Origin of the sequence: Nitrobacter sp. TKz-YC01 (genome assembly GCF_047824785.1) — a bacterium.
Lineage (GTDB): Bacteria > Pseudomonadota > Alphaproteobacteria > Rhizobiales > Xanthobacteraceae > Nitrobacter.
The window spans coordinates 2,777,995-2,800,533 of sequence record NZ_CP181167.1 but is presented as its reverse complement, the minus strand read 5'-3'; the positions used below and the strand labels follow the sequence as shown (position 1 = coordinate 2,800,533).

At 57.8% G+C, this 22,539-nt stretch carries 17 protein-coding genes and 6 pseudogenes; 11 read left to right on the top strand and 12 right to left on the bottom strand.

Annotated features, from left to right (window positions below; translation table 11 throughout):
• The first annotated feature begins 258 nt into the window (after positions 1 to 258).
• The 3 genes from ACMYR2_RS13380 to ACMYR2_RS13370 all read left to right on the top strand — a co-directional run bounded on the left by ACMYR2_RS13380 (position 259) and on the right by ACMYR2_RS13370 (position 2,224).
• Positions 259 to 1,041, top strand: a complete 783-nt coding sequence (locus ACMYR2_RS13380) for a hypothetical protein (RefSeq protein WP_009798024.1) — start codon at positions 259 to 261, stop codon at positions 1,039 to 1,041.
• A 200-nt stretch (positions 1,042 to 1,241) separates the two neighbouring features.
• Positions 1,242 to 1,808, top strand: a complete 567-nt coding sequence (locus ACMYR2_RS13375) for a hypothetical protein (protein ID WP_009798025.1) — start codon at positions 1,242 to 1,244, stop codon at positions 1,806 to 1,808.
• Complete coding sequence (locus ACMYR2_RS13370; protein ID WP_009798026.1) at positions 1,805 to 2,224, top strand: integrase core domain-containing protein; 420 nt, start codon at positions 1,805 to 1,807, stop codon at positions 2,222 to 2,224. The genes ACMYR2_RS13375 and ACMYR2_RS13370 overlap by 4 nt, the downstream gene beginning before the upstream one ends.
• 562 nt (positions 2,225 to 2,786) lie before the next feature.
• Here ACMYR2_RS13370 and ACMYR2_RS13365 read toward each other — a convergent pair.
• The 4 genes from ACMYR2_RS13365 to ACMYR2_RS13350 form a co-directional block, all read right to left on the bottom strand.
• Positions 2,787 to 5,363 carry a PAS domain-containing protein gene (locus ACMYR2_RS13365; protein ID WP_416193076.1) on the bottom strand — a complete coding sequence of 859 codons (2,577 nt, stop codon included), beginning with the start codon at positions 5,361 to 5,363 and terminating at the stop codon, positions 2,787 to 2,789.
• A gap of 741 nt (positions 5,364 to 6,104) precedes the next feature.
• A complete protein-coding gene (locus ACMYR2_RS13360) occupies positions 6,105 to 8,264 on the bottom strand; it encodes a hybrid sensor histidine kinase/response regulator (RefSeq protein ID WP_245256965.1) in 2,160 nt (719 codons plus the stop codon).
• Positions 8,170 to 9,684 carry an ATPase domain-containing protein gene (locus tag ACMYR2_RS13355; protein ID WP_416193075.1) on the bottom strand — a complete coding sequence of 505 codons (1,515 nt, stop codon included), beginning with the start codon at positions 9,682 to 9,684 and terminating at the stop codon, positions 8,170 to 8,172. The genes ACMYR2_RS13360 and ACMYR2_RS13355 overlap by 95 nt, the downstream gene beginning before the upstream one ends.
• Positions 9,671 to 9,991: a HigA family addiction module antitoxin gene (locus tag ACMYR2_RS13350; protein WP_416193074.1), complete on the bottom strand. Its 321-nt coding sequence runs from the start codon at positions 9,989 to 9,991 to the stop codon at positions 9,671 to 9,673. The genes ACMYR2_RS13355 and ACMYR2_RS13350 overlap by 14 nt, the downstream gene beginning before the upstream one ends.
• Before the next feature lie 77 nt (positions 9,992 to 10,068).
• Here ACMYR2_RS13350 and ACMYR2_RS13345 point away from each other — a divergent pair.
• Together ACMYR2_RS13345 and ACMYR2_RS13340 are read left to right on the top strand one after the other, a co-directional pair.
• Positions 10,069 to 10,368 (top strand): annotated as a pseudogene (locus tag ACMYR2_RS13345) (Hsp20 family protein); the annotation flags it as partial.
• Positions 10,369 to 10,443: 75 nt separating this feature from the next.
• Positions 10,444 to 10,764, top strand: a complete 321-nt coding sequence (locus ACMYR2_RS13340) for a hypothetical protein (protein ID WP_009798032.1) — start codon at positions 10,444 to 10,446, stop codon at positions 10,762 to 10,764.
• A 118-nt stretch (positions 10,765 to 10,882) separates the two neighbouring features.
• Here ACMYR2_RS13340 and ACMYR2_RS13335 read toward each other — a convergent pair.
• Positions 10,883 to 11,034, bottom strand: a pseudogene (locus ACMYR2_RS13335) (cold-shock protein); the annotation flags it as partial.
• A gap of 1 nt (position 11,035) precedes the next feature.
• Here ACMYR2_RS13335 and ACMYR2_RS13330 point away from each other — a divergent pair.
• Both ACMYR2_RS13330 and ACMYR2_RS13325 read left to right on the top strand, forming a co-directional pair.
• Positions 11,036 to 11,317: pseudogene (locus ACMYR2_RS13330) on the top strand (IS21 family transposase); the annotation flags it as partial.
• A pseudogene (locus ACMYR2_RS13325) lies at positions 11,314 to 12,030 on the top strand (IS110 family transposase); the annotation flags it as partial. The pseudogenes ACMYR2_RS13330 and ACMYR2_RS13325, both read left to right, overlap by 4 nt.
• 260 nt (positions 12,031 to 12,290) lie before the next feature.
• On the opposite strand, the pseudogene ACMYR2_RS13320 reads toward ACMYR2_RS13325, so the two are convergent.
• Positions 12,291 to 12,980: pseudogene (locus ACMYR2_RS13320) on the bottom strand (IS630 family transposase); the annotation flags it as partial.
• Positions 12,981 to 13,347: 367 nt separating this feature from the next.
• Here ACMYR2_RS13320 and ACMYR2_RS13315 point away from each other — a divergent pair.
• A complete protein-coding gene (locus ACMYR2_RS13315) occupies positions 13,348 to 13,494 on the top strand; it encodes a hypothetical protein (RefSeq protein ID WP_347264720.1) in 147 nt (48 codons plus the stop codon).
• A gap of 233 nt (positions 13,495 to 13,727) precedes the next feature.
• On the opposite strand, the gene ACMYR2_RS13310 is transcribed toward ACMYR2_RS13315, so the two are convergent.
• Positions 13,728 to 14,219, bottom strand: a complete 492-nt coding sequence (locus ACMYR2_RS13310; protein WP_347264719.1) for a PRC-barrel domain-containing protein — start codon at positions 14,217 to 14,219, stop codon at positions 13,728 to 13,730.
• 1,580 nt (positions 14,220 to 15,799) lie between these two features.
• Between ACMYR2_RS13310 and ACMYR2_RS13305 the strand changes: the two genes are divergently transcribed.
• Both ACMYR2_RS13305 and ACMYR2_RS13300 read left to right on the top strand, forming a co-directional pair.
• Positions 15,800 to 16,204 (top strand): four-helix bundle copper-binding protein, encoded by a 405-nt coding sequence (locus ACMYR2_RS13305; RefSeq protein ID WP_083780523.1) that lies wholly within the window; start codon positions 15,800 to 15,802, stop codon positions 16,202 to 16,204.
• 188 nt (positions 16,205 to 16,392) lie between these two features.
• Positions 16,393 to 17,079, top strand: coding sequence for a hypothetical protein (locus ACMYR2_RS13300; protein WP_245257039.1), 687 nt, complete (start codon positions 16,393 to 16,395; stop codon positions 17,077 to 17,079).
• Between the two features lie 37 nt (positions 17,080 to 17,116).
• Here the strand turns inward: ACMYR2_RS13300 and ACMYR2_RS13295 are convergent, their stop codons facing one another.
• From ACMYR2_RS13295 to ACMYR2_RS13275, 5 genes and pseudogenes are all read right to left on the bottom strand, one after another.
• Positions 17,117 to 17,635: a 50S ribosomal protein L11 methyltransferase gene (locus ACMYR2_RS13295; protein WP_009800245.1), complete on the bottom strand. Its 519-nt coding sequence runs from the start codon at positions 17,633 to 17,635 to the stop codon at positions 17,117 to 17,119.
• Positions 17,636 to 18,035: 400 nt separating this feature from the next.
• Entirely contained in the window at positions 18,036 to 19,868 is a 1,833-nt protein-coding gene (locus tag ACMYR2_RS13290; RefSeq protein ID WP_416193073.1) for a glycoside hydrolase family 15 protein, read from the bottom strand.
• A 17-nt stretch (positions 19,869 to 19,885) separates the two neighbouring features.
• A pseudogene (locus ACMYR2_RS13285) lies at positions 19,886 to 20,700 on the bottom strand (glucose 1-dehydrogenase).
• Positions 20,701 to 21,020: 320 nt separating this feature from the next.
• Complete coding sequence (locus tag ACMYR2_RS13280; protein WP_416193072.1) at positions 21,021 to 21,497, bottom strand: hypothetical protein; 477 nt, start codon at positions 21,495 to 21,497, stop codon at positions 21,021 to 21,023.
• Positions 21,498 to 21,555: 58 nt separating this feature from the next.
• Positions 21,556 to 22,230, bottom strand: coding sequence for a mechanosensitive ion channel family protein (locus ACMYR2_RS13275; RefSeq protein WP_416194096.1), 675 nt, complete (start codon positions 22,228 to 22,230; stop codon positions 21,556 to 21,558).
• Here ACMYR2_RS13275 and ACMYR2_RS13270 point away from each other — a divergent pair.
• Positions 22,120 to 22,512 carry a hypothetical protein gene (locus ACMYR2_RS13270; RefSeq protein ID WP_416194147.1) on the top strand — a complete coding sequence of 131 codons (393 nt, stop codon included), beginning with the start codon at positions 22,120 to 22,122 and terminating at the stop codon, positions 22,510 to 22,512. The genes ACMYR2_RS13275 and ACMYR2_RS13270 overlap by 111 nt on opposite strands.
• Positions 22,513 to 22,539: the final 27 nt, after the last annotated feature.

Below are 22,539 nucleotides of genomic sequence, written 5' to 3'. Positions count from 1 at the left end.
TGGGTTTGCCCCTCCTAGTCTCCTAAGTCTGATAATCCCGTACCGATAGCGGTGAGCGTTCATACTCAACCGACCCGGATTTTTTCAGCCAAGTTTGTTAGAAACACGGAGCGGGGCCTATGTTCAAACGCGACAGCGAATAGGAAATAGGCTCCGACGCGATCACGGACCAACGACCTGCTAATCTCCGACTTCGGGCAGCTCTACCACCAGGCGCGCGCAAAGGACGAGGCCACGCTCAAGCGGGTTTCGAACCTCGTGACGAACGACCGCATCCGCGTTGAGGCGCATATGGCCCTTACGCCGATGCGCGGGCGCCTCTACCAGGAGCATCGCCCTGACTTGATCCTCAGGTACGACCTCGAAAACGCCGTGACTGCGGACAGTCCAGCCCTCACCGAGAAGATCATCCGGCTTCTCGACGAGGCAAAAGGCGGCATGGCCGGGCACGGGGTGTCGCTTACTCTCGGAAATCTCATACTCGAAGCGGGAGTCATGGGATACGTGCGCAAAGCCGTGAATGGATCGGGAGGACGAGGGCGCTTCATCCCCGTCGTGAACCGGCAGGGAGACCCGGCCTGGCCCGACAAATACGTCAAAACCGATGCTGACGCTGCCGCCGTCAATGCCGATATCGCGGACCCGGGCAAACGCAAGATATCGCTTGAAGGGAAGCGGCGCGAGCTGAACGCCGGAGGCAGGCGCGTCTACGAGGTCGAAATGCTTCTCGATCCAGTCGCGGCCGGTTCCCCGTTCTTCGACCGCGCGACGATCGAGCGGCTTATCGCGCAGTGCGCTCAGCCGTCGGGCGAGAAAGCGGGCCTTCATCTTTGGCAGGAATACAACCCCTCGCATCGCTACGCGATTGGGGCTGATACCGGAAAAGGCAATGGCAACGACCATAGCGCGTCCGTCCTCATCGATTTCTCGACGATGCTCGCGCGGGAGAGCGGGTCCTACGCGAACAACCTGATCCCCGCGGACAGCCAACGATCTTCACGGAACGCCGGCTTGTTCAGTTCCTCGCCCCGAGAAGAGTAGCGGGAGCGGTGAGGCAGATATTAGCAACCCGATTGGCGGTCTTGTCGACTAGCCATGCAGGAAAAAAGTGACTCTCATAAATTCTTAGGAACGAACGGGCCTCTTGTCCCTACCGTAAATCCAATCCTGCTGGCAGTTGATCGAGAATCGGGCGATGCTGCTGCTCGACGTTGGATTTGTGCAGACTGATCTTTGGAATAGTGATCGACCAGCTGCGGTCGCGCGTTGTGCTTGAGGCAGAAATTCTGGTCTTGCGGCAACAAATCAATGTGCTGCGGCGAACCCGTTCCAGGAGACCGATCTTCATCTTGATCGACAGACTGATATTGGGAGGTGTCTGCCGATTATTTCCTAAGATCTATGATGCCCTGGCGATTGTCCGACCGGAAACTGTGATCCGTTGGCATCGTGCCGGTTTCAGATCGTATTGGCGCTGGAAATCGCGACGCCGTTGCGGACGACCGACTGTGCCGTTAGAAATTCGCCGGCTGATCCGCGAGATGAGCCTCGCCAACCCGTTGTGGGGAGCGCCGGGAATCCATGGTGAGCTTCTCAAGGTTGGTATCGAGATCGGCCAGACCAGTGTGGCCAAGTATATGGCGCGGAGGAGGGCCCCGCCGTCGCAGGGTTGGAGGATATTCCTTCGCAACCATGCTGACGGGATCGCCGCGATGTACCTGTTCGTGGTGCCGACAATCTCGTTCCGACTGCTCTATGGGTTGCTGATCATGAGCCATGGCCGGCGGCAGATTCTGTGGTTTGGGTGACCGCGCATCCGACGGCCGAATGGATCGCCAACCAACTGACGGAGGCGTGTGGCTGGGAGCAGGCCCCTCGTTACCTGATCCGGGACCGCGATGGCGCATATGGCGAAATATTCATGCGTCGGGTTCGGTCCATCGGTATTCGCGACCGCCCGACGTCTCCTCGCTCACCGTGGCAAAATGCATACGCCGAACGGCTGATCGGATCGATCCGCAGGGAATGCCTTGATCATATCGTGGTGTTTGGCGAACGCCATCTGCGTCACGTGCTGCTCTCGAGTATGAGCTATTACAACGGCACACGCACCCATTTGTCCTTGAACAAGGACGCGCCGAAATCACGCGCCGCCGAGACAGCCGGACGCATTCTCTGTCTTCCGATCCTGGGCGGACTGCACCATCAATATGCCCGGATTTGATTTGCGATAGGCACAGGCCTCTGGCGGTAGTGGCACCGATCCTCGGTACGAAACCTTTCTTACTAGTCGCACTCCGAAGCGTATCGGGTCCTCCTTCTGCACCGCTTGAGCAACCTCGAAGCGACTTCGCGCGTGGAAAGATTGCTCGCGTCGCCAGAACCCCGGCGGCCGACATGACCGACGACCAAATCCCCGCATGCGGCCAACGCTCTCAGTAGAGAGCGCAAGCTCTCTGTCGTCGCGGCAAGAGCGAACCTTCGCCAGTTAGCGAGAGAATTGAGAGAGCTTCACCGAACCGGGCGCCTATGCCGGTCTGCAAAACATCGCAAGCCCTCCAACAATCTTCCAAACGCGGTGACAGAATGCGGCGCGGGGAATCCCAAATGGATGTCTGACCAGAACGTCAGATAATACTGTGCAATGGCGGCCGAATGCTCGCTCGTTTCTACGCGGAGCAGGCAAGGTCTGAGCGCGACAAGCGGGCATGGCTGAAGCTCGCCGCCACCGATCACATCGTGGTCGAAGTCGGCGATAGCCTGTTCGCGCTGCGCTCCACTTCATGTCAGCACTCCAAAACCTCCCGAACCTTTGCCGCCAACTGGTCGAGGGTGAACGGCTTGCCGATGAGCTCAACGGCCGGATCGACTACACCATTATGCATAATGGCATTGCGGGTGTAGCCGGTTGTATAGAGGACCTTAATGGCAGGACGACGCTTACGCACTTCATCGGCCAGCCTTCGACCATTCATGTCAGGCATCACAATATCGGTAAAAAGCAGCGCGATTTCCGGGTGAGCGTCTAAGACGCGCAACGCCGCCACGCCGCCATCAGCCTCCAGCACGTCATACCCCATTTCCATCAATGCATCGACGCTAAGTTGGCGCACGGCGGCCTCGTCCTCAACAACGAGAATGACCTCATGGGCTTTTCCAAGAGGTGGAACGGCTAACAGTCTGTCGCTGCGGTTGTCTGTCGCGCCCAAGAAACGAGGCAGGTAGATTTTGATCGTCGTGCCCTGGCCACGTTCGGAATAAATCTTCACGTGCCCACCGGACTGCTTCACGAAGCCATACACCTGGCTCAGCCCCAGCCCAGTCCCTTTACCGACAGCCTTTGTCGTGAAGAACGGATCGAAGGCTTTGGCGATGACCTCGGGAGGCATGCCCCCTCCCGTGTCGGACACAGCTATTGTCACATACTCCCCGGCGGGAACTCCACAGTTCGCGGCAACGTCGCGCTCATCGACATGCATATTTTGTGTCTCGATGGTGAGACTTCCCCTTTCGGCCATCGCATCGCGCGCGTTGACGGCCAGGTTGAGAATCGCGCTTTCAAGCTGATTGCGATCGACATGCGCTCGCCAGAGCCCGGCAGCGAGTACGGTTTCGTAGTGAATGTCTGTCCCCAAAGAATGGCGCAGAAGTTCGGACATACCAGGTACAAGCTTGTTTAGGTCCAGAGCTTCAGGATTGAGGGGCTGCTGGCGGGAAAAGGCCAATAATCGCTGGGTCAGCGTTGCTGCACGCTGCGCACCCTCTTTCGCCAATTCAATATAACGGGCTGCGCGCGTATCGGACGTCCCCACTTGCCTGCCTAGTATTTCCAGAGAGCCCATGACGACGGCGAGCATGTTATTAAAGTCGTGCGCGATGCCCCCGGTAAGTTGTCCAACCGCTTCCATCTTCTGGGCTTGCCGCAAGGCATCTTCGGCTTGCTCGCGCTCCGCGATCACTTCCCCGACGCGCCGTTCGAGATTTTCGTTGAGCGCGCACAATTCGGCTTCGGCGCGTTTTCTTCCGGTTACATCGATCGCGGTGCCAACGACACGGATGCACGCGCCATTTGAATCGAAAATGCCACGGCCCTTGGCTGCAACCCACCGAATCAGGCCGTCCTCTTTGCCTATGGTCCGATACTCGACATCGTATAACGCGCGCCTCCCAGGATCGCAGGCGCCGGCAAATGCTTCGAATATCCTGGCCCGGTCGTCGGGGTGAAGCCCATTGTAGAAATCGATCATGGAGGCGGGTGCCCGCGGCGAGATGCCGAACATCTGTTTGACGATGGGAGGGCAGATGGGGACGTCATGGATAACGTCAACCTCCCAGAAGCCTACCTCGGCTGCCTGAGTCGCTAAACGAAGGCGTTCTTCATTGACGGCGAGCTCTGCCCGAGTGCGCTTGCGCTCGGTGAGATCCAGCATCGCCCCGATCATGCGTATGGCAAGGCCATCTTCATTGCGGATGATGTGCCCGCGATCCAGGACGCTGGCATAACCTGCATCGGCGCGGAGAAAACGATACTCATCCTCCCAGCTCTTTGCCGAGCCGTCCAACGCGGCATGGATGCTCTGAACGATGCGTTCGCGGTCAGCGGGATGGATATGTGTGATCCACCACTCCCCGGTGGGCGTCACACTGTCCGGGGCGTGCCCGTAGGCCGTTTCGAGAGCCTCATTCCAGACCACGTGGTCGGTGGAAATATCCCAATCCCAGATCGCATCGTTGGTCGCGCGGTTGGAGAGACGCAGGCGTTCCTCGACATCGCGCAACGCGATCTCAGCATCCAGCCGCTGCTGGACCTCGATCCTCAAATCTTGGGCGCGCGCTTTCTGCTCTGCCGACGTCTTGCGTAGTTCGAGCTGGGTCATCACCTGCCGCGCTAGCAAGTCGAGCACGAGCCGTTGACGGCGCGTGATCCCATCCGGTCTAGGATTTCGGTCGAGAACGCAGACCGTCCCGATGGGGAGTGCCTGGGTGGTGCGTAGCAGAGCACCCGCGTAAAAGCGCAATCCATCGTGGACCGCCATGAGGGGATTACTGGCGAACCGGGGATCGCTGCTCGTATCGGGCACTACTAGAAGGTCATTCTGCAAAATGGCGTAGGCGCTCGAGACATCCAAAGGAAGTTCGCGCGTGCCTATCCCACACTCGGCCTTGAACCATTGACGGTCTGGGGCAATCAAATTCACAAGAGCGACGGGGGTACCGAATATCTCGGCCGCAAGGCGGACAATATCGTCGAACTCCTCCTCGCGTGGCGTATCCAGGATGGCGAAACTTTCCAACGCCGCCACACGGTCGGCTTCTGACCAGAGTAGGCGATCGGATGTCGTCGTATTGTCTTGTTGCATCATGGTTTACCAGCGCTTCCAATTCCGCGCCGCAATAATGCGGATCAGCAGAAGAGTTCCAGAGCGCGTGCGCTCTTGCTCGGGTAATTCTACCAATAAGCGCATGTCCAGTCGGTTACTGTCAATGTTCCAAGAGCCCACAGCAGCACATCTAAAAAAATTCGTACTTAGGTGTTTAGTCGAACAATGTGATGGCTTGGCTGACGGGCAACAACTGTGCGTTTTCGGACGCTTGGGCCGTCAAATACGCTGACACTCCCGCTTTCAATTTTGAACTCAAAGGTCGAGCGTCTAAACGCTGGATCGGTCCAGTGCGCATCCGAAATGCGTCCCGTCTTATGAGTTGCCCGCTCATGCAGAGCTCACGGAGCGGTTGGGCAATTTAACGGGTTCGGCGGGCCGGCGTTGTTGCCTTAATGGTGATGGCCCGTTGCGGCCGGCGCAATCGCTGTAGATCTGAAGACCGCGGTTAGGAATGTGAACGGCAGGGGGTACTCAGCGGCTTCAGTGTATCAATGTTCTTGTGCCGCCAGTGAGCCTACGCCGCGGGGTCGAATGCTCGACTGAACACTATGGAAGATGGTGGAGGAAAAACTTTGAACGAGCCGAGCTGGCTCCGGATTGAGTTACTGATGCGCCTGTATAGGTATTCGTTCCGGTTGCGATAGAGATCTTACTGTGAGGTGGATCGACGGGTTCCTCGAAGAGCTGACTGAGAGGAGAACGGTGTTAACTCTTGAGCTTTCAGCTCGTGCACGGGAGGCTCTGCGACTCAGCACTCTGTTTCATCACCCTCTTGATTTCCGTTGAAAGCTGATCCTGCTGATAGGGTTTGCCAATCTTCGGCAAGTCGTTAACTGACCCTGTCGGCAGCTCCGCGTATCCGGTCGCTAATAGCACGGGAAGCTCAGGGCGAATTTGCCGAGCGGCAGCGGCGAGCTGCGCGCCATTCATCCGTGGCATCGAATAATCCGTCACAAGGAGGTCAATGGTTCGGTTTTGTCGGAGAATTTCCAGCGCGCGGTCGCCTGAATTAGCTTCAATGACCTCGTGACCAAGATCTTCAAGCATATCGACGGTGCTCATGGCGATGAGAGCGTCGTCGTCAACGACAAGAATGGTTATCTTCTCCGCCGCCTCTCCATCCGACCCGGGCTCTGTCGGTTTCTCTTCAGCAGCGATCAGGGTGGTGACCGGCAGCCACAACTCCGCTTTGGTGCCGACGCCGACCTCGCTCGTCAGCCGTAGCGCACCATTGAGCTGTAACGCCAATCCATGGACCATCGAGAGCCCTAAACCTGTGCCTTTTCCAACCCCTTTCGTCGAGAAAAACGGCTCCGTCGCCTTCTCTATCGTATCAGCATCCATTCCATGTCCAGTGTCGCCCACGACTAAGCGCACGTAATGCCCTGCTGGAAGGTCGGTGGTTTTCGGAACTTTTACATGATCAACCGCGATCGACAGGACACCACCGTCAGGCATGGCATCGCGGGCGTTGACAACCAGATTCAGTACAGCGAGCTCGATCTGATTGGCGTCCACCAAAGCTAGCGGAAGATCTGGGGGAAGATTGTAACGCAGTTCAATGTGAGCACCGGCTGAGCGCTCAATCAAATCGGCAGCCCCACGGACGAGATCTACTAAATTTTTTGGTTCAACCTTTAGGTCCTGCCGCCGGGCGAAGGCGAGCAGACGTTGAGTCAGCGCCGCTCCCCGTTGCGCTCCCTGCAATGCGCCCTTGATGAGACGCGCGGTCCTTGGGTCATCTGGTATGTGCTTGCGTAGCAAATCGAGGTTGCCCAGCACCGCCATCAGAAGGTTGTTGAAATCGTGAGCAACCCCGCCAGTCAGTTGGCCGATCATTTCCATCTTTTGGGCCTGCCGGAGTTGCTCTTCCGCCCGCTCTCTTTGGGCGATTTCAGAAAGCACGGTGGCGTGCGCCTCCCTCAATTCGGCGGTCCTCGCGGCGACACGTTCCTCAAGCATCTCGTTGAGCTTGGTCATGTGTTCCTGGTTTGACTTTCGGTGGGTGATGTCTGACGCTACCCCGACCAGACGTGGATGGCGGCCCTCCCTGTCGCGTACCAGGCGTGCTCTGAATTCAGCCCAATAAATGCTGCCGTCCGGCCATACATTTCGGAACTCGACGGCACAATCGGCACCCGTCTCGGCCGTGATACGCAGAATCTCTCTTATGCGCTCCCGATCGTCATCGTGGATGCTGTTGAGCAGGTCTTCGTAGGAGAAAGTATCGTTCGAAACGCAGCCGAAAATTGCCTTAAAGGCTGCCGACGCGGTCAGCTTCCGATCGGTCGCATCCAGTTCCCACGTGCCGAGATGGCCTGCGAGAAGGGCGGTGCGCAGACGCTCCTCGCCCTCGTGGAGTTCCTCGATGAGATTACGCGCCTGGAACTGCCGCCGGCGGCCTTTGAATGCCGTCCGGGCGACGCTAACAAATGTCGCGGGCCGGAATGGCCGCTCCAGGAGCGTGACATTGGTGGCGATCTCATAGAGCACCGTTGCATCGGAGCTAGGTTCTGATGCGGGATTGCGCTGGGTCAAAATGATGAACGGCAAGTCCGACCAGGCCGGCTGCGCTGAAAGGCGCGTCCGGATTCCGTGCAGATCGGTGAGCCGCAAAGCTTCCTCCGTGACCAGGGCGAAGCAGGCGTCCTCATCCAGACTGCTCTCGAACTCCAGCGGATGTGCACAAACAATCGAACGGATTCCAGCCCCTTCCAAGAGAGTACGCACGATCGTTGCGTCCCGGCCGTACGGGGCAAAGATCACCGCTCTGGTGGTAGCCGAATTAGGAATGACCATCACCCGCAGCTGGTTTGGATAGAAGCGGCCCCCCTCCGACAAATGTCGGGACACCCCGGAGAATTCCTTGAAATTGATCAAGAGGCTCGCCCAATCTGAGGCCGCTCACGCTAATATGGAATTCTCTGATCGTCTCCTCGTGTCTTCCGGTCCTCTTTTTTATGATCGACACCGCGCGGCGCACCCTTCCCGATGCCTCGAAATAGCGCAGCAGGATGACGGTATCGGCAAGGTAGGTGACATCGACCGGCGCTTTCATATCGCCGACGAGCCCGTGTTGCGCCACGGTTAGAAACGTGTTCGCCCCCTGCCGGTTCAGGTATTGGATCAATTCATGGATATGCAGGACGAGCGAATTTTCCTCCGGCATCGCCGCCCGATACCCATTGAGGCTGTCGATTAAGACTGTTTTTGCTTGCGCCTGGTCAACCCGGTCACGCACCCGCTGAGCGAACTCGCCCGGCGACAATTCCGCGGTATCGAGCTGCTCAATATGAAGCAGGCCCGCGTCGCGTAGTTCCTCCAGCGCGAACCCCATAACCTTCGCTCGCTCGAACAGTAGAGTAAGCTCTTCGTCAAAGATGAATATCGCTGCTTTTTCACCGCGCTGGCACGCGGCAGTCACAAATTGGAGTCCAAAGGTGCTCTTTCCCGTGCCGGCGGGGCCTAATATCAAAATGCTCGATCCTTGCTCGATGCCCCCGCCAAGAAGGGCATCGAGCTCCGGAACGTCGCTCTTGATCTGGCGCCGCACGAAGCCCGTCCGATGTTCGGACGCCACTAACCTGGGGAAGACAGTGACGCCGCCCTTCCTGATCACAAAATCATGGTAACCGCCACGGAACGTCTGTCCGCGGTATTTGGAAACTCGAAGGCGGCGTCGCTCGGCGCCGTAGTTCGGCGTTAGTTCCTCAAGCAGGATGACGCCATGTACGACGCTGTGCGCCGTTTTGTCTGACGCTTCGGTGGTTCGATCATCGAGCAACAGGACGGTCGTGCCATGCCGCGAGAAGTAATGCTTAAGGGCGAGAATCTGCCGTCGATAACGCAGAGAGCTTTGTGCCAACAACCGAATTTCTGACAGACTATCCAAAACGACACGGCCTGGTTTTACGCGCTCAAACTCTCTAAGAAGAGACGTCGTGGTCTCGCCGAGTTCGATGTCGGAGGAGTAAAGCAGAGTCTGCTGCTGGTCCGCATCGAGCAAGCTCTCAGCCGGGGCGAGCTCGAACACCTCGATATTGCCATCGACGGTCCAGCCATGCGAAGCGGCACCGTTTCGCAGCTCGTGCTCGGTCTCCGAAAGAGTGATGTAGAGGCACCGCTCGCCCGCCGCCGCACCTTCCAGAAGAAAGCGGAGCGCAATAGTCGTTTTGCCTGTTCCGGGGTTCCCCTCGAGCAAAAATACATGCCCGGTGGTGAGGCCGCCCCCTAAGACATCATCAAGTCCAGGTACACCCGTCCGGGCCCGATCTATCAGTTTTGTCTTAACGTCCATCATAAGCTCCGATCTTCTTGACGATTGTCTCGGAGAGAGGATGCAGCGGGATGTGCCTTAAGACAGCGTCAAGTTCCTTCCTCGCGCGTTGCAGATCGTGACGATTCTGGCAGCGCAGCCAAAAGACAGAAGATACGCCGCAAAGCTGTTCCAAGCGCGCCGCCATCGCCGGGGTGATGGCAGCTTCTCCGGCAAGAATGCGGTGGAGAGTTTGACGAGCGACGCCAAGGTCTCGCGCTGCCTGACTGATAGACAAATGCAAACCCGGCAACACCTGCTCGCGCAAGAGCGTGCCCGGATGTTGGGCCACGGCAGGCGGCCGTGTCTTTTGATGAGGTTCCGTTTCCATCACCCCTGTAACGCCGAAAGCGACAGGCAGTTCCTACCGGCTTCTCGCCTGAAGAGATTTCCATCACCGCCGAGCAGAACGTTGTCACCTTCGAAGGCACCAAGGTCGAACAAACAAAGCGAGAGTACCTGTATCGCGGCATCTCCACTCGCCAGTTCAAACGGCAATTCAGCTTGGCTGATTACGTTCAGGTAAAGGGTGCGACCTTCGATAATGGCCTGCTCCAGATCGAATTGGTTCGAGAAATCCCCGAGGCTATGAAACCGCGTCGGATCGCCATTAGTGGCGCACCACCAGCCAACGCAAATGTGCAGAAGATCGAGGCCAATGCGGCCTAAATCTTGTCATTGTTTAGAGGTGCCGCGCGCATCACAGCGCGCGGCACCAGTACTCGTCTAAGAATGGAGGCAACCATGCGGCCGACGACCGCCTATGACAATGTTCTTAATCTCAATGGGCTTCTTCATCCTCGAAAGGCTTTCGATCATCCGAAAAACATCGTGGCTGATCCCTCTCTATCGATCGCTGAGAAGCGCGCCATCCTCGCGTCGTGGGCTTCCGATGTCTCGGCAATCAGATCTTGCCCCTCTTTACGATGGGGTCCTCGGGAGAAGCTCCCGGTCAGGATCGACGAAATCCTCGAGGCATTACGTGAGCTCGATTACTCCCCTCGCGATCCACCGGGTGGAAAACCTTTCCGTCTACGTTCCGTGGAGCGCGCGATTGCAGCTTAGGACTGGTGAGGATCGCTGACGGCATCGGCACCAGAAAAAGCAAATGGCCCGGAGCATTGCTGCGGGCCATCCACATCGCGAGCGAGCATAAATCCGGCTCAGCTCACCGGGTCAATGATCAGCCGACGCGTAGGTCTCGGCGCTTTCCTTGCCGCGGTTTTGGACGACCTCGTGGCTCACTTTGTCGCCTTCACTGAGCGAGCTCAGGCCTGCCCGCTCGACTGCCGAGATGTGCACGAAGACATCCTTGCCGCCGCTCTCGGGCTCGAGCTTTGCGGCGGGCGAAGCCTACCAGTTCGACTGGAGCCATGAGATCGTTCTCCTCAACGGCGTGACGGCGATCGTGAAGGTCGCTCATGTCCGGCTGTGCCACAGCCGCATGCTGTTCGTGCGGGCCTATCCGCGGGAGACGCAGGAGATGGTATTCGACGCCCACGACCGGGCGTTCGCACTGTTCAAGGGTACCTGCAGCCGCGGCATCTACGACAACATGAAGACGGCGGTAGAGACGATCTTCGTCGGCAAGGATCGCCGCTACAATCGCCGCTTCCTACCATGCGGTTCGTAGCGGCAAAGAGCGAAGAGCAACAGGCCGCGGCAATGGTGTTCCGCGTTCGCGATCTTATGGTTCGTCAGCGGACCCAGACGATCAATGCAATACGGGGTCATCTTGCCGAATTCGGACTCGTGGCTGCACAGGGTCTCTTCCATGCCGCCAGGCTTGTCGCGGCGATTGAGGACGAAGATAACGCCGTCCCTGAAGCAGCGCGCCCGATCCTGTCCCTGCTCGTTGCGCAGTTGCGGTCGCTGGGTGAGAAAGTGGCCGTGCTCGACCGCGAGATCGCCCGGCGCGCCAGGGAGGATGCAGAAGCCAGGCGATTGATGACCATTCCCGGCATAGGACCGATCACGGCAACGGCACTTGCTGCGCTGGCCCCGTCGGCGACAACCTTTAAGAGAGGTCGCGACTTCGCGGCGTGGCTCGGCCTCACGCCGCTGCAACGCTCCTCAGGCGGCAAGCAGAAGCTCGGTGAGACGTCCCGCATGGGTGAACGAACCCTGCGGCGGCTGCTAATCATCGGGGCGAGCGCCGCCGTTCGCTGGGCCATGCGGAAGGGATCGACAAGGGATTCCTGGCTCTCTCGAATGCTTGAGCGCAAGCCACCCATGCTGGTAATCGTCGCCCTGGCCAACAAGACCGCACGCATCGTGTGGGCATTGATGGCTCAAGGCGGAACTTATCGAATGCCGGCCGTAGCAGGATAGTCTGCTCCTCGAGCAGGCTGCCAAGGTGTGAGAAGGTCGAACGGAGAGTATGGCGCTACGGTCACGAGACGGGAGCGGGAGAACCAGATCATGGACATGCGCCTCGAGCGCGCCAAGTTGAATTGGACCCGTTCCGCGAACTCCCATACGGGCCCGCGGCATGTGATAGCTGCATCAGAGGCCGGACACATGTCAGCACCCGACCACGCTCTGTGCTGTTCGAAAAGGTTCTTCTTGCACCAACGGGGGCGTCCACACATGTCCATGATGACGGTGTCGCCCGGCCGTAGCGAAGGCGCGAGTAATTGTTCGACATAGGCCAGGAAAGCCTCGCCATCCATGGGGCCGTCCAGAACAAGCGGAGCGATCAGACCGTCGGAGCGCAATCCAGCGGTGAATGTTGTCGTCTTCCAATGTCCGTGTGGGACGGCGGCACGGCATCGCTCGCCGCGTGGCGAGCGCCCGTAAAGCCGCGCCATTTTGGTGTTGGCGCTGGTTTCGTCGATGAAGACGAGGCGCTCAGGGTCGAGATCGATTTGCCCTTCGAACCAGTCCTCTCGCGCGGCATTTATATCGCTGCGCCGTTGCTCGGCGGCGTGCGCTGTCTTTTTTTAAGTGTGATCTTTCTGCGCTGGAAGAAACGCCAGAGCGAAGCAATGCCGGCCGATATCCCACGACGTTTCAACAGGTCTCGCAACTCGGCGAGCGTGATATCCGGCTTCACTGCCACCGCGTCCAAAATCAATTGTGAGTATGTTTCGATGCGCTGCGATCTGCGGTCCCCCCTGGCGTTTAGGAACGATGTCGCCAGCTTCTTTGAGGCGACCGCGCCAGCGGATCGCGCTGGCCGCGCTGACACCAAAATGCTCGGCGGCCTGTCGACAGGACAAGCCACCATCAATCGCGGCGACCACCCTTTGACGAAGATCAACGGAAAGCGCCTTAGCCATGCATGCTGACCTCCTTCGCCAGCATGCAGCTTGAAGCTGACTCGCGCCGTTTTGGGAATCCCAAACGATTCATTCCGGTCGGAAAATGCTCTAGCCCGGCGCATCTCATATCAACATACCCGATTGTGGTTATAATGCCGCGTTGCTGTCGAAGCCTATTCCAGCCAGTTCAACGACCCCAGCTTCAGGCGGCATAATGCATCGATGCGAACGTCGGGCGCTTCGGCGATATCGCGTACCAGACGCAGTTTCCTATTTACTGCTCTGTCGACGGCCTTCGCGTCGAGAGCGTGTTGTATGAGGCGAACGGCGGCGGCAACCAGATATCGCTCGTCTCCATCGGTTCGGTGCGCATGGGCGACAGGACATGCTACGCCCGCATCTGCTCTGCCACGGCAAGAACGTGCTGGTGAAGCAGAACTACAAGCCCAAGCTGGCGAGTCCGTGCTCATGCGGTTCGCGCGCGGAGGCCATCGCCGGCGCGTTCCCAGCGCCTCCTCCCTCACCAGCCTGACCGGCATCCAGAGCTGGACCGAGCTGCGGACTGCGCTCGCATTCCTGGCCTCTCAGCGCTGATAGGCTTCATCACGGGAGGCATCATGGCGGGCGACAAGTTCCTGCGAGCGGCCCCCGACGCATAGGCCCTCGCCCGCGAGACGCGCCAAAGGCCCCGCCGAGGGGCCTTTGTCGTCGAGCGTGACTTTCGTGCGTCCTGGGACCTTACGCGGCGCCTGGTGACCTGCCGGGTCAGCCGGTGCTTCGCGTCAAAGGATTCTCCTCGCCTTCCTTCGTCGTTACGGTATCGATGTTGGCGTAATAAGAATCGAGCTCCGCGCGTTCCGCGGTCCAGTCGAACAGCTCGGAGCCCGAGCTGCCGAACACGCTCTTCGGATAGCCCTTCAGCCGGTTGCCGCTGATGTCGCTGCGGTAGCCGTCCAGCTCGGAGTCGAATCGGAGCAGCCGCCAAGGCACCGGGTAATGCTCGGCGCCCATGCCGAGAATGCCGCCGATGCTGAGCACGGCGTAAGCGGGCTCGCCGCTAGACTTATCGACCATGACGGATTCGATCGCGCCTACTTTCTTGTCCTCGGCACCGTAGACGGCTTTCCCGTTGTACTTGTCGCTGGAAACCAAGTTGCTGGAGGGGCGCATGTTATCGGGAGCGGGCGGCGGGCTGTCGCCTGCCGGGTCCTGGTGCACGTCTTTGCCCACACTGGGTCGGGTTTCCGGATCGGTCATAAAGAACACTCCTTTAGGTTTCGAAACTAATCCGCCAATCAGACCATCGTTCCCAATTTGCGGCAGGGTCGGCGGCCGGAGGATGCATCCCTCGGAGAGGGGTGCGGAAGGGCGGCAGTGGGACCGACTGTGCGCACTAGTGCACTGAACTCGAGTCCGGCTGCTGCATTGTCAGCCATCGTCGCGCGGGCCCTTGGCATTCGTCGGTGATGAGAACGCCCGATTGCGCTCCCGGCTTCACACGGTGCACTAGGTGTGAATGGTGGTATCCTTCAAGTACTCATGACGCACAGAAGGCTCACTCACTCGCAATGGGGTGAGCCTTTTGTGTTAGCGGGACCGAACTGTTTATCGGTTTGTGCGGGGAGTGTTGCCGGCCTTGGACGCCGTTCGCAAATCTGGTGCCGTGAGCCTGGCCGAAATTGCCACCGGCCTGAATGAGCGTGGCGTCCGGTCAGTCCGGCGAAATCTCCTTATCCGAACGCAAGCCTGCGAACGTCATTTTATAACGGGAATTTGCTTCGAGGGAGGAAGCTGGCGATTTTCATGGCGCACTTGCACATCCTTCTTTTCAGTCTGGCGTGCCATCTGCTTAGGGAGAAGCCCGCATCGCTGCGGGCTTTTGTCTTACCAACGGTATCCTCCTCCGCCGAAGCCGAACGTTACGCTCGGGCCACCATAACCATATCCTCTGCCGCCGTAGTATGGCCCCCCGTAACCACCGCCATAATACTGCGGAGTGTAGCCGTAGCCTCTATATTGCGGGCGGTAATGACGATGGCCATAGTGACCATAGTGCCGGCCACGAGAGTGGCCGTAGTGCCGACCTCGGGAGTGGCCATAGTGCCGATTTTTCCTATAGTTGCCTGTTTTGCGGGAATGCGGCGTATCGTCTCTGCTTATGCCCCTGGCGGTGTTGGCTCCCTGCTCGCCGACAGTGGGTACGCCGCTTCGTGGGTGAGCACCACCGTCGACGTTGCCAGCGAACGAAGCGGAAGACGAGCCAAAAGCCAGCCCGATGACAAGGGCAGCCATTGCAAATGGGTTTTTCATCAGTAGTCGCTCCAATGTTGGTTTCGTATCTGAAATATAGCTCTCGAAACCACCTGTATTCCAGACAGGATGCCTATTTCAGCTCCGCGAAGCAGCTGCAACCCGGTCGCGTTGAGTCGCTCCGCGAAAAAACCAATCGAAACGCTCAAGGATCCGTTCCGCTCTTTCTTCGCTGCGACGGAACTCACGCTCAAAAGCTCTTGATCCGGTTTTTGTTGCTATACGAGCCGACTCGAACAGCAGGCGGAGCGCTCATCCGAGATCCTGGCAGCCTTAACCGCATCAGTGTTATCGGATAGGTGAGTGTTGGGTGTCCCAGAATGTCCTGCTTGTGCCTTTCACCCTTAATATTGCGACCAAGGTGACGAGGATGGGGGCGCCAATCATTGCACCAGTTGAGGAAACGAACGTTAGCGCCTCCAACCGAAGAAGATGCTCGATGTTCCGGAGCCCGCTAGCAGCAGGGAAACCTTTTCTTTGCGCGCCCATTGAAGAGGAGGGCGAAAGACCCAGAAAAGGAGATTTCCATGCAGGTGCAAGAAATTATCAACACCCACCCGCAAGTGCGCGGACAGACCAACGACGCGCTTATTCGTTGCATCGAGGAGTGCTACTCCTGCGCACAGACCTGCACGTCCTGCGCAGATGCCTGTCTTGCGGAAGACAACGTAAAATCGCTCACTCAGTGCATCCGACTGAACCTTGATTGCGCGGACGTCTGCAGCATCACGGGCAGGATTGCGACCCGTCGGACGGGTTTTGACGAGGAGATGATCCGCAGAATGCTTCATGCCTGCGCCGCAGCATGCCGGCTCTGCGCCGAGGAATGCGAAAAACATGCCGGGATGCACGAACATTGTCGGATTTGCGCCGATTCATGCCGCCGGTGCATGAGCGCTTGTGACGAGTCCGGCCGTGGCATGGCGCACTAAGTCGGGCTCGGCGCCGCGGAAGCGGCTCGCCAGGCTCTGCAAGCCAAGGCGGCCGCTTACAACTTGTCTATTTCCGATCGGGGCTCAACGACCATTGGAGGCGATTTCCGATCTCCAATGCCGGCACGCCGGAACGATTCAGCGCTTCCGCGTTTTCTTTTGGGGGTTCGGGACTGAAGGGCATAAATTTGGCGGCAAACGAGAGAAACTTCGGCGGCGACCATGCTGCCAAAAGCGATCGTGTCGCTGCGTCGGCGGATGCAGCGGATGCGACATCCACAGATGCCATTAGCAAACCTACAGCTATTGTGGATCCCGAGGACTGGCCTACGTCGGGAAAAACCGAAGCCAGCCCCGAGACTGACCAAGTTCAGGGCCATGTGTTACTTCGCTGGCTGCGCCACGATACGCCCTATATTTCGATGCTATTGTTAGTGCTAGCGGGCGTGGTTTTTCGGCTGCCTGTAATTTACTGGGTTACCCTAACACCGGTGTTTGCCGCCATGTCGATTGTATCTGGATGGAACAATTTTGTGACTTCGCGCGAGCGTCTGGATCTCGTATTCAGGCTTACATTGGATTGGTGCGCGGTCTTGCTCTCCATCTTTTTAATGTTTAACGCCGGGGTTCAAGGCGTCTTCAATGTCAATGCAACAGATCTCTCGATGATGACGCTTCTGGCATTGGGAACTTTCGTCGCAGGGGTGCAGGCCAGAGCTTGGCAAATCTCAGCTGTCGGGGGAGCCTTGTTCGTAGCTACCCCGAGCCTTGCCTGGCTGCAGCAGTCGCGCGTGTTTATTACGGGAGCCGTGATTGTGATCATCGCCCTCAGCGGTCTCATTTGGTGGATTAGCCAACGACAAGTACGCAAATGATGGTGGCGGCCCCAGCATTTTAAGACCAGCGGGAGTATTACTTGCATAAGTGGAAGATCATAAACGTTTCAACACCAATGGATTTGTTGGCAACCTGCTGCCATGAAAATCCGACGTTTGTGGCCCACTCTTTAAACAAGGCTACATTTGTATCTGACGAAAGAAGTATCAGCATCTCCCCACGGGATTTAAGATGACTGTAGGATTGCCCGAAGAGTCCTTCCAGGTGTCGATAGCCATCACCCGCATGCCATGCTCGGTCGATCATGTCTTTTGGCTCACCTGCAAATGAAGGAGGGCTGCTGATGATCACATCGAAGCACTCATCGATTTCAACGGCGCTCAAAAGATCGGAGAGGCGCGCTTCTACGATGTGAGACATTTGGTTTTGCGTCGCGTTGGTCGCTGCGGCTGCTACAGCGGCCGGGTTGATATCAAGTGCGACAACTTTACTTGCGCCCGCGCATGCCGCCGATAACGCAAGTATGCCAGAACCTGTACCAATCTCGCCTACCGTGAGGGCCGCGGAAGCTTTGACAGCGTACGTAGTTCGCAAACATTCGACTGGTGACGAAGATGCCCGGATGAAATACCGCTGGAGGTATGGTTAAGCGAAGATCTCCGATCGTCACATTCCGGGTTCGCTTGGAAGACAGAATGAAGTTATATGATGCCCGATGCACAAATTTTCGAAACATGCGTCGACCGAAGCCATGGGTATCACCTCTGATAGCTGAATTCGACATGCTTTCTCCAAACGTTTTAAAGATCATCTTTACTGCGGTCGCTTCACTGACGCGGCTCGGAGTGCACGAGTGGGGTTAGCGTCAATATCTTACCTGTTCACGAAATAGACTCGGCACCCAGTTCGGCGCTCTTTCGATGGCAGGGCTGAGCATCCCAATCGTCAATTTTGTATCGGGGCCGATAGTCAAATCGGTTCAGCTAGAAATCGCTCACCGCGCTCGGCCATCTGTCGGGGCGACTCTCTTGGAGCGCTGCTGCGCCGGGCCGCTCGCATCGATCAGGTTGAAGGCTGTATTGATGAGTCCGATATGGGAGAAGCCTTGCGGAAAGTTGCCAACGAGCCGCTTTCGAATGGGATCGTATTCTTCTGCGAGCAGCCCGAGATCGTTGCGAATGGCCAAAAGGCTCTCGAAGAGTTTTGACGCATCATCGATGCGTCCGAGCATCACATAGGCGTCGGCCAGCCAAAAGCTGCAGGCGAGGAACGCGCCTTCTTCGCCGCCGATCCCATCATCGACCTGATCTGTCGAATATCGCAGCACGAACCCATTGCAGATGAGGTCCTGCTCGATGGCCCTGATCGTGCCGATTACGCGCGGGTCGTCGGCAGGGAGGAAACCAACCTGTGGGATGAGCAGGAGGCTCGCATCCAAAGCCTTGCCGCCATAGTGCTGCGTAAAGCTATTGCGATGGGGATCAAAGCCGTTTTCGCAAATATCAGCGTGAATCATGTCGCGAAGCTCCCGCCAGCGATCAACCGGGCCATCCAAACCGAAATGCTCGGCGGACTTGATAGCGCGGTCGAAGGCGACCCAGCACATCAGCCGGGAATGGGTGAAGGCTCGCGGTTCTCCCCGTACTTCCCATATGCCGTTGTCCGGCTTTCGCCAGATCGTCTCAAGATGGTCGAGAAGGACGCTTTGCAAGCGCCAGGCTTCGGCCAGCGGCGCCAGTTCAGCTTCCCGCGCAGCATGCAACGTTTCGATCAGTTCGCCATAGACGTCGAGCTGTATCTGGCCGACTGCTTCGTTGCCGATCCTGACCGGGGAACTCTCCTCATAGCCCGGCAGCCAGGGAACCTCATTCTCTGGCAGCCAGCGTTCGCCAGCGATGCCATACATGATATGGAGCTGCTCAGGACGCCCGGCAGCAGCGCGCAATAACCATTGCCGCCAGGCCTCAGCCTCCTCACGATAACCCGCGTTCAATAGCGCGTACAAAGTGAGCGCCGAATCCCGCAGCCAGCAATAGCGATAATCCCAGTTGCGGCTGCCGCCGATCGCTTCTGGAAGCGACGTCGTGGGCGCAGCCACGATGCCCCCAGTCGGTCCGAAAGTCAGCAATTTAAGTGTGATGAGGGAGCGGATGACCGCATCGCGCCATACGTGATGCTTGATGTCAAAGAGACATCGTTTCGACCATTCTTGCCACCACGAAATCGTACGGTCCATGGTCTCAGAACTATCCGGAACGAAGTGCGGCATCTTGTGGGAGCGATGATAGGAGAGCGTGAAAGGCACCTCCTCGTTTTCCCGAATCGTGAAACGAGCCGTCGTTGTCATGTTCCGGCCCACCAGGGCAACGGCGGTGTGCAATTCGACCGCGTCGGGGCCGGCGACGGCGCTTAGGCCGTAATCGCGGCGTCGTACCCAGGGAACGACCTGCCCGTAGTTAAAACGAAGGATCAGCTCCATGCTCATCGCGACCTCGCCCGATATGCCACGCACGATGCGCACGACGTCGACTTTCTCTTCATCATGAGTAAGAGGCATGAAGTCAGTAAGCGTGCAGCACCCTGTCGCAGTCTCGAAGCGACTCTCAAGCACCGCGGTTCCGGGGACGTAGCGCCGGCTGATGCGGCAGGCGGGATCCTCAGGCGTCAAAAGCCAACGGCCATGCTCGGGGTTGCCCAGAAGGGCAGCAAAGCACGCAGCGGAGTCGAAGCGCGGCAAGCAAAGCCAATCAATTGACCCGTCGCGGCTCACGAGCGCTGCGGAAATCATGTTCCCGATGATGCCATAGTCCTCGATAGGCTTCGACATGCCCGATCTTCCCTTTCTCAGCCTTGGCCGCGGAACGCGGGATAGAGCGTCATGCCACCATCAATAATGAGTGCCCTACCCGTGACGTAGTCGGACGCGTCGGACGCAAGCCAGACGATGGCCCGGCCGACGTCTCAGGCTCACCGATGCGCCCATAAGGAATGAGTTTCGGTAGTTGGGCCATTTTCTCATCGCTCGTCCAAGCCTCGTGATTGATCGGCGTTCGGATTGCGCCGGGCGCTACCGAGTTCACCCGTATCTTCATCGGTGCCAGCTCTTGGGCGAGCGATCGCATAAGGAGAGAGACGCCCCCCTTCGAGGCCGCATAGTTTGTCTGAAAGGCCCAGGGAATAATCGCGTGTACCGAACTCACGAAGATGATCGTGCCGATGGCGCCGGAAGTCCGCTCGCTGCTCTTATGGTTCAGGAATGCGCGCGCCGCCTCACGCGAGCATAAGAACTGGCCGGTCAGGTTGACATCGATGACCGCCTGCCAATTAGCAAGTGTCATGTCCTGAACTGGTGCAGGCCGCTCAATACCGGCATTGTTGATCAGGATGTCGAGCTTGCCGAACCGATTGAGCGTCTCGGCGAACATGGCTTCAACCTGATCTTCGCTGCTGATGTCCGCAGCGATCGCGATGGCGCGCCCGCCGGCATCACCGATCTCTTGGACGAGGGATTCAGCGTCAATGCGAGAGTCCTCCGACGGGAAATGGTTTACGATGACCGTTGCGCCCGCCGGCGCGAGTGCTATCGCGGTGGCCCGCCCGATGCCGGACGACGCGCCGGTGACGATAGGCACTCGTTGCCCAAGGGTATTCGAATTCATCGCAGTCTGTGATCCGTAGCGGTTTCCGATGGAGCTTCGGCGAGATTTCGGCCTCCTGCGTCGACGGTTTGCGGTAGACGGAACGACCGCACTGCCTGTGCAAGAGCAAGAAGCCTCTCTGAATTCGCCCGTCGCGTAACCTCCGGGTGGCATCAACGCGACGCTCCCATAAACCTCGAGTTCCACGATCAGACTTGGATACTGTGATCCGGGCGCGGGACTGTATCGACCAAGTCGGTAACCACGTTCCGACTAACAGACGGCAAAACTCGAACGGAGCAGTAGAAGCAGAAAGTGACTGTCCGCCCGATTTACACCTTTCAACGCGATCCGTTTTGGGAGCTCGTAGACGGGCTGTTATCCGAAGAAGAACCCGTGGAGTGGATTGCCTCAGAAACCGCTTGGCCATGTGGTCCAAACGTCATAAGCACCTCGTCGCCGTCTTGTGACTTCGCCTGAACCACAAAGGTTTTTGCGAGAAACTTGATATCGGAGAAGCCTGCCTGTTCTAACTGATGCTTGATCTTATGAGCGGCTGTTTTCCGTGAATTAACTTCGGCACTGGTACTCTTTTCTTGAGGACTTGGCGAGGATTGGGCCAGCACCGGCGATATGGACATTGTCGCGAATGCAACTGCCGCAAGGGTGGTTTTCATCGTGTTTTCCTTCAGTAAGATTTGTTTTAATGGAGCACTGGCACAACGTGGGGACGAAAGACCAATCAAAGAGCCCACGTATGGTTCCGAAAGAAAGCCGATTTTAGCGAAACAAAAAGGCGTGACGTGCGGCGGCCGCATTCGCGGGATCATGCGCTCGTGGCGCGAACGGACAATACTACCGGTCGAACTTTCGAGCTTAATTCTTCAAGAGATTTACGTTGGTTTCCCGGGCAATCTTTTCGGACTGCTCGCGAATGTCCTTTGTTTCACTGGACAAGTCGCCTTCGCCCTCGGTGGCGTTCCTGGCATCATCTCCCCGCAGCGCTTCTCCGTGCATGATGGAATCAGAATGAGATCGTACCCCCCCTTCTATGCTGCTTTTAGGGAACGTGACGGGTACGCTTCTTGGAAAGACAACTTCTCGAGCAGGATCAGGAAGGACGATCCCGCCTTCATTCAGTATGTTCTTCGTTTGTCGTAGGAGCGCCGAAGTAATTTTCTCGGGGGCATGGGTGGCGCTATCGAACCAATAGGTGATGCGGATATTGACAGTCGCGGCACCGAGCTCCTCCACCAGCACAAGCGGCTCGGGAGCATCTAACACAGCGGGATGCTCATGTAGAACTTGAGAAACTAGCTTCTGAGCTTGAGCTGCCGACGACTCATAGCCGATGCCAATGGTGAAGGTCGCACGACGAGTCGGATTGCTACTGAAGTTTTCGATGGTGTTTTTGTACACGATTGCATTTGGAATCTGCACGTGACTTCCATTAAGCGTGAGCAGGATGGTTGTTCGTGTATTCAGGTTTTGAACAATTCCCGCGTGTCCGGCGACTTCAACGAGGTCGCCGCTTCGGAAGGGGTTTCGGATGCTGAGCAGGAGGCTGGCAAGGAAGTTTTCAGCGATGTCGCGGAAGGCGAATCCAATTATTATACCGATAAGGCCCGTTCCTCCCAGAACAGTAAGAGCCAACCGTGTGAGTCCCGCCACCTGAAGAATAAAGTAGACGCCGACAAGAAATACTGGGACGGAGAAAGCTCGCGCCATTACCGTGAGCAAAAGTGGCGAGGTAACACGGCGAGAGAGGAAGTGACGCGCAAGCAGCGCTACCAACTTGGCGAGAAGCCACGCGATGGCTATTATGCAGATTGAGAGAACAATGAGCGGCCATGATTGAAC

Bases quoted from the DNA above. Each gene is read 5' to 3' on its own strand.
- ACMYR2_RS13355 (WP_416193075.1), bottom strand. From the start codon at position 9,684: ATGATGGACGTTAAGACAAAACTGATAGATCGGGCCCGGACGGGTGTA.
- ACMYR2_RS13290 (WP_416193073.1), bottom strand. From the start codon at position 19,868: ATGTCGAAGCCTATCGAGGACTATGGCATCATCGGGAACATGATTTCC.
- ACMYR2_RS13340 (WP_009798032.1), top strand. From the start codon at position 10,444: ATGCGGCCGACGACCGCCTATGACAATGTTCTTAATCTCAATGGGCTT.
- ACMYR2_RS13365 (WP_416193076.1), bottom strand. From the start codon at position 5,363: ATGATGCAACAAGACAATACGACGACATCCGATCGCCTACTCTGGTCA.
- ACMYR2_RS13280 (WP_416193072.1), bottom strand. From the start codon at position 21,497: ATGCGGCCGCCGCACGTCACGCCTTTTTGTTTCGCTAAAATCGGCTTT.
- ACMYR2_RS13305 (WP_083780523.1), top strand. From the start codon at position 15,800: ATGCAGGTGCAAGAAATTATCAACACCCACCCGCAAGTGCGCGGACAG.
- ACMYR2_RS13315 (WP_347264720.1), top strand. From the start codon at position 13,348: ATGCTACGCCCGCATCTGCTCTGCCACGGCAAGAACGTGCTGGTGAAG.
- ACMYR2_RS13310 (WP_347264719.1), bottom strand. From the start codon at position 14,219: ATGACCGATCCGGAAACCCGACCCAGTGTGGGCAAAGACGTGCACCAG.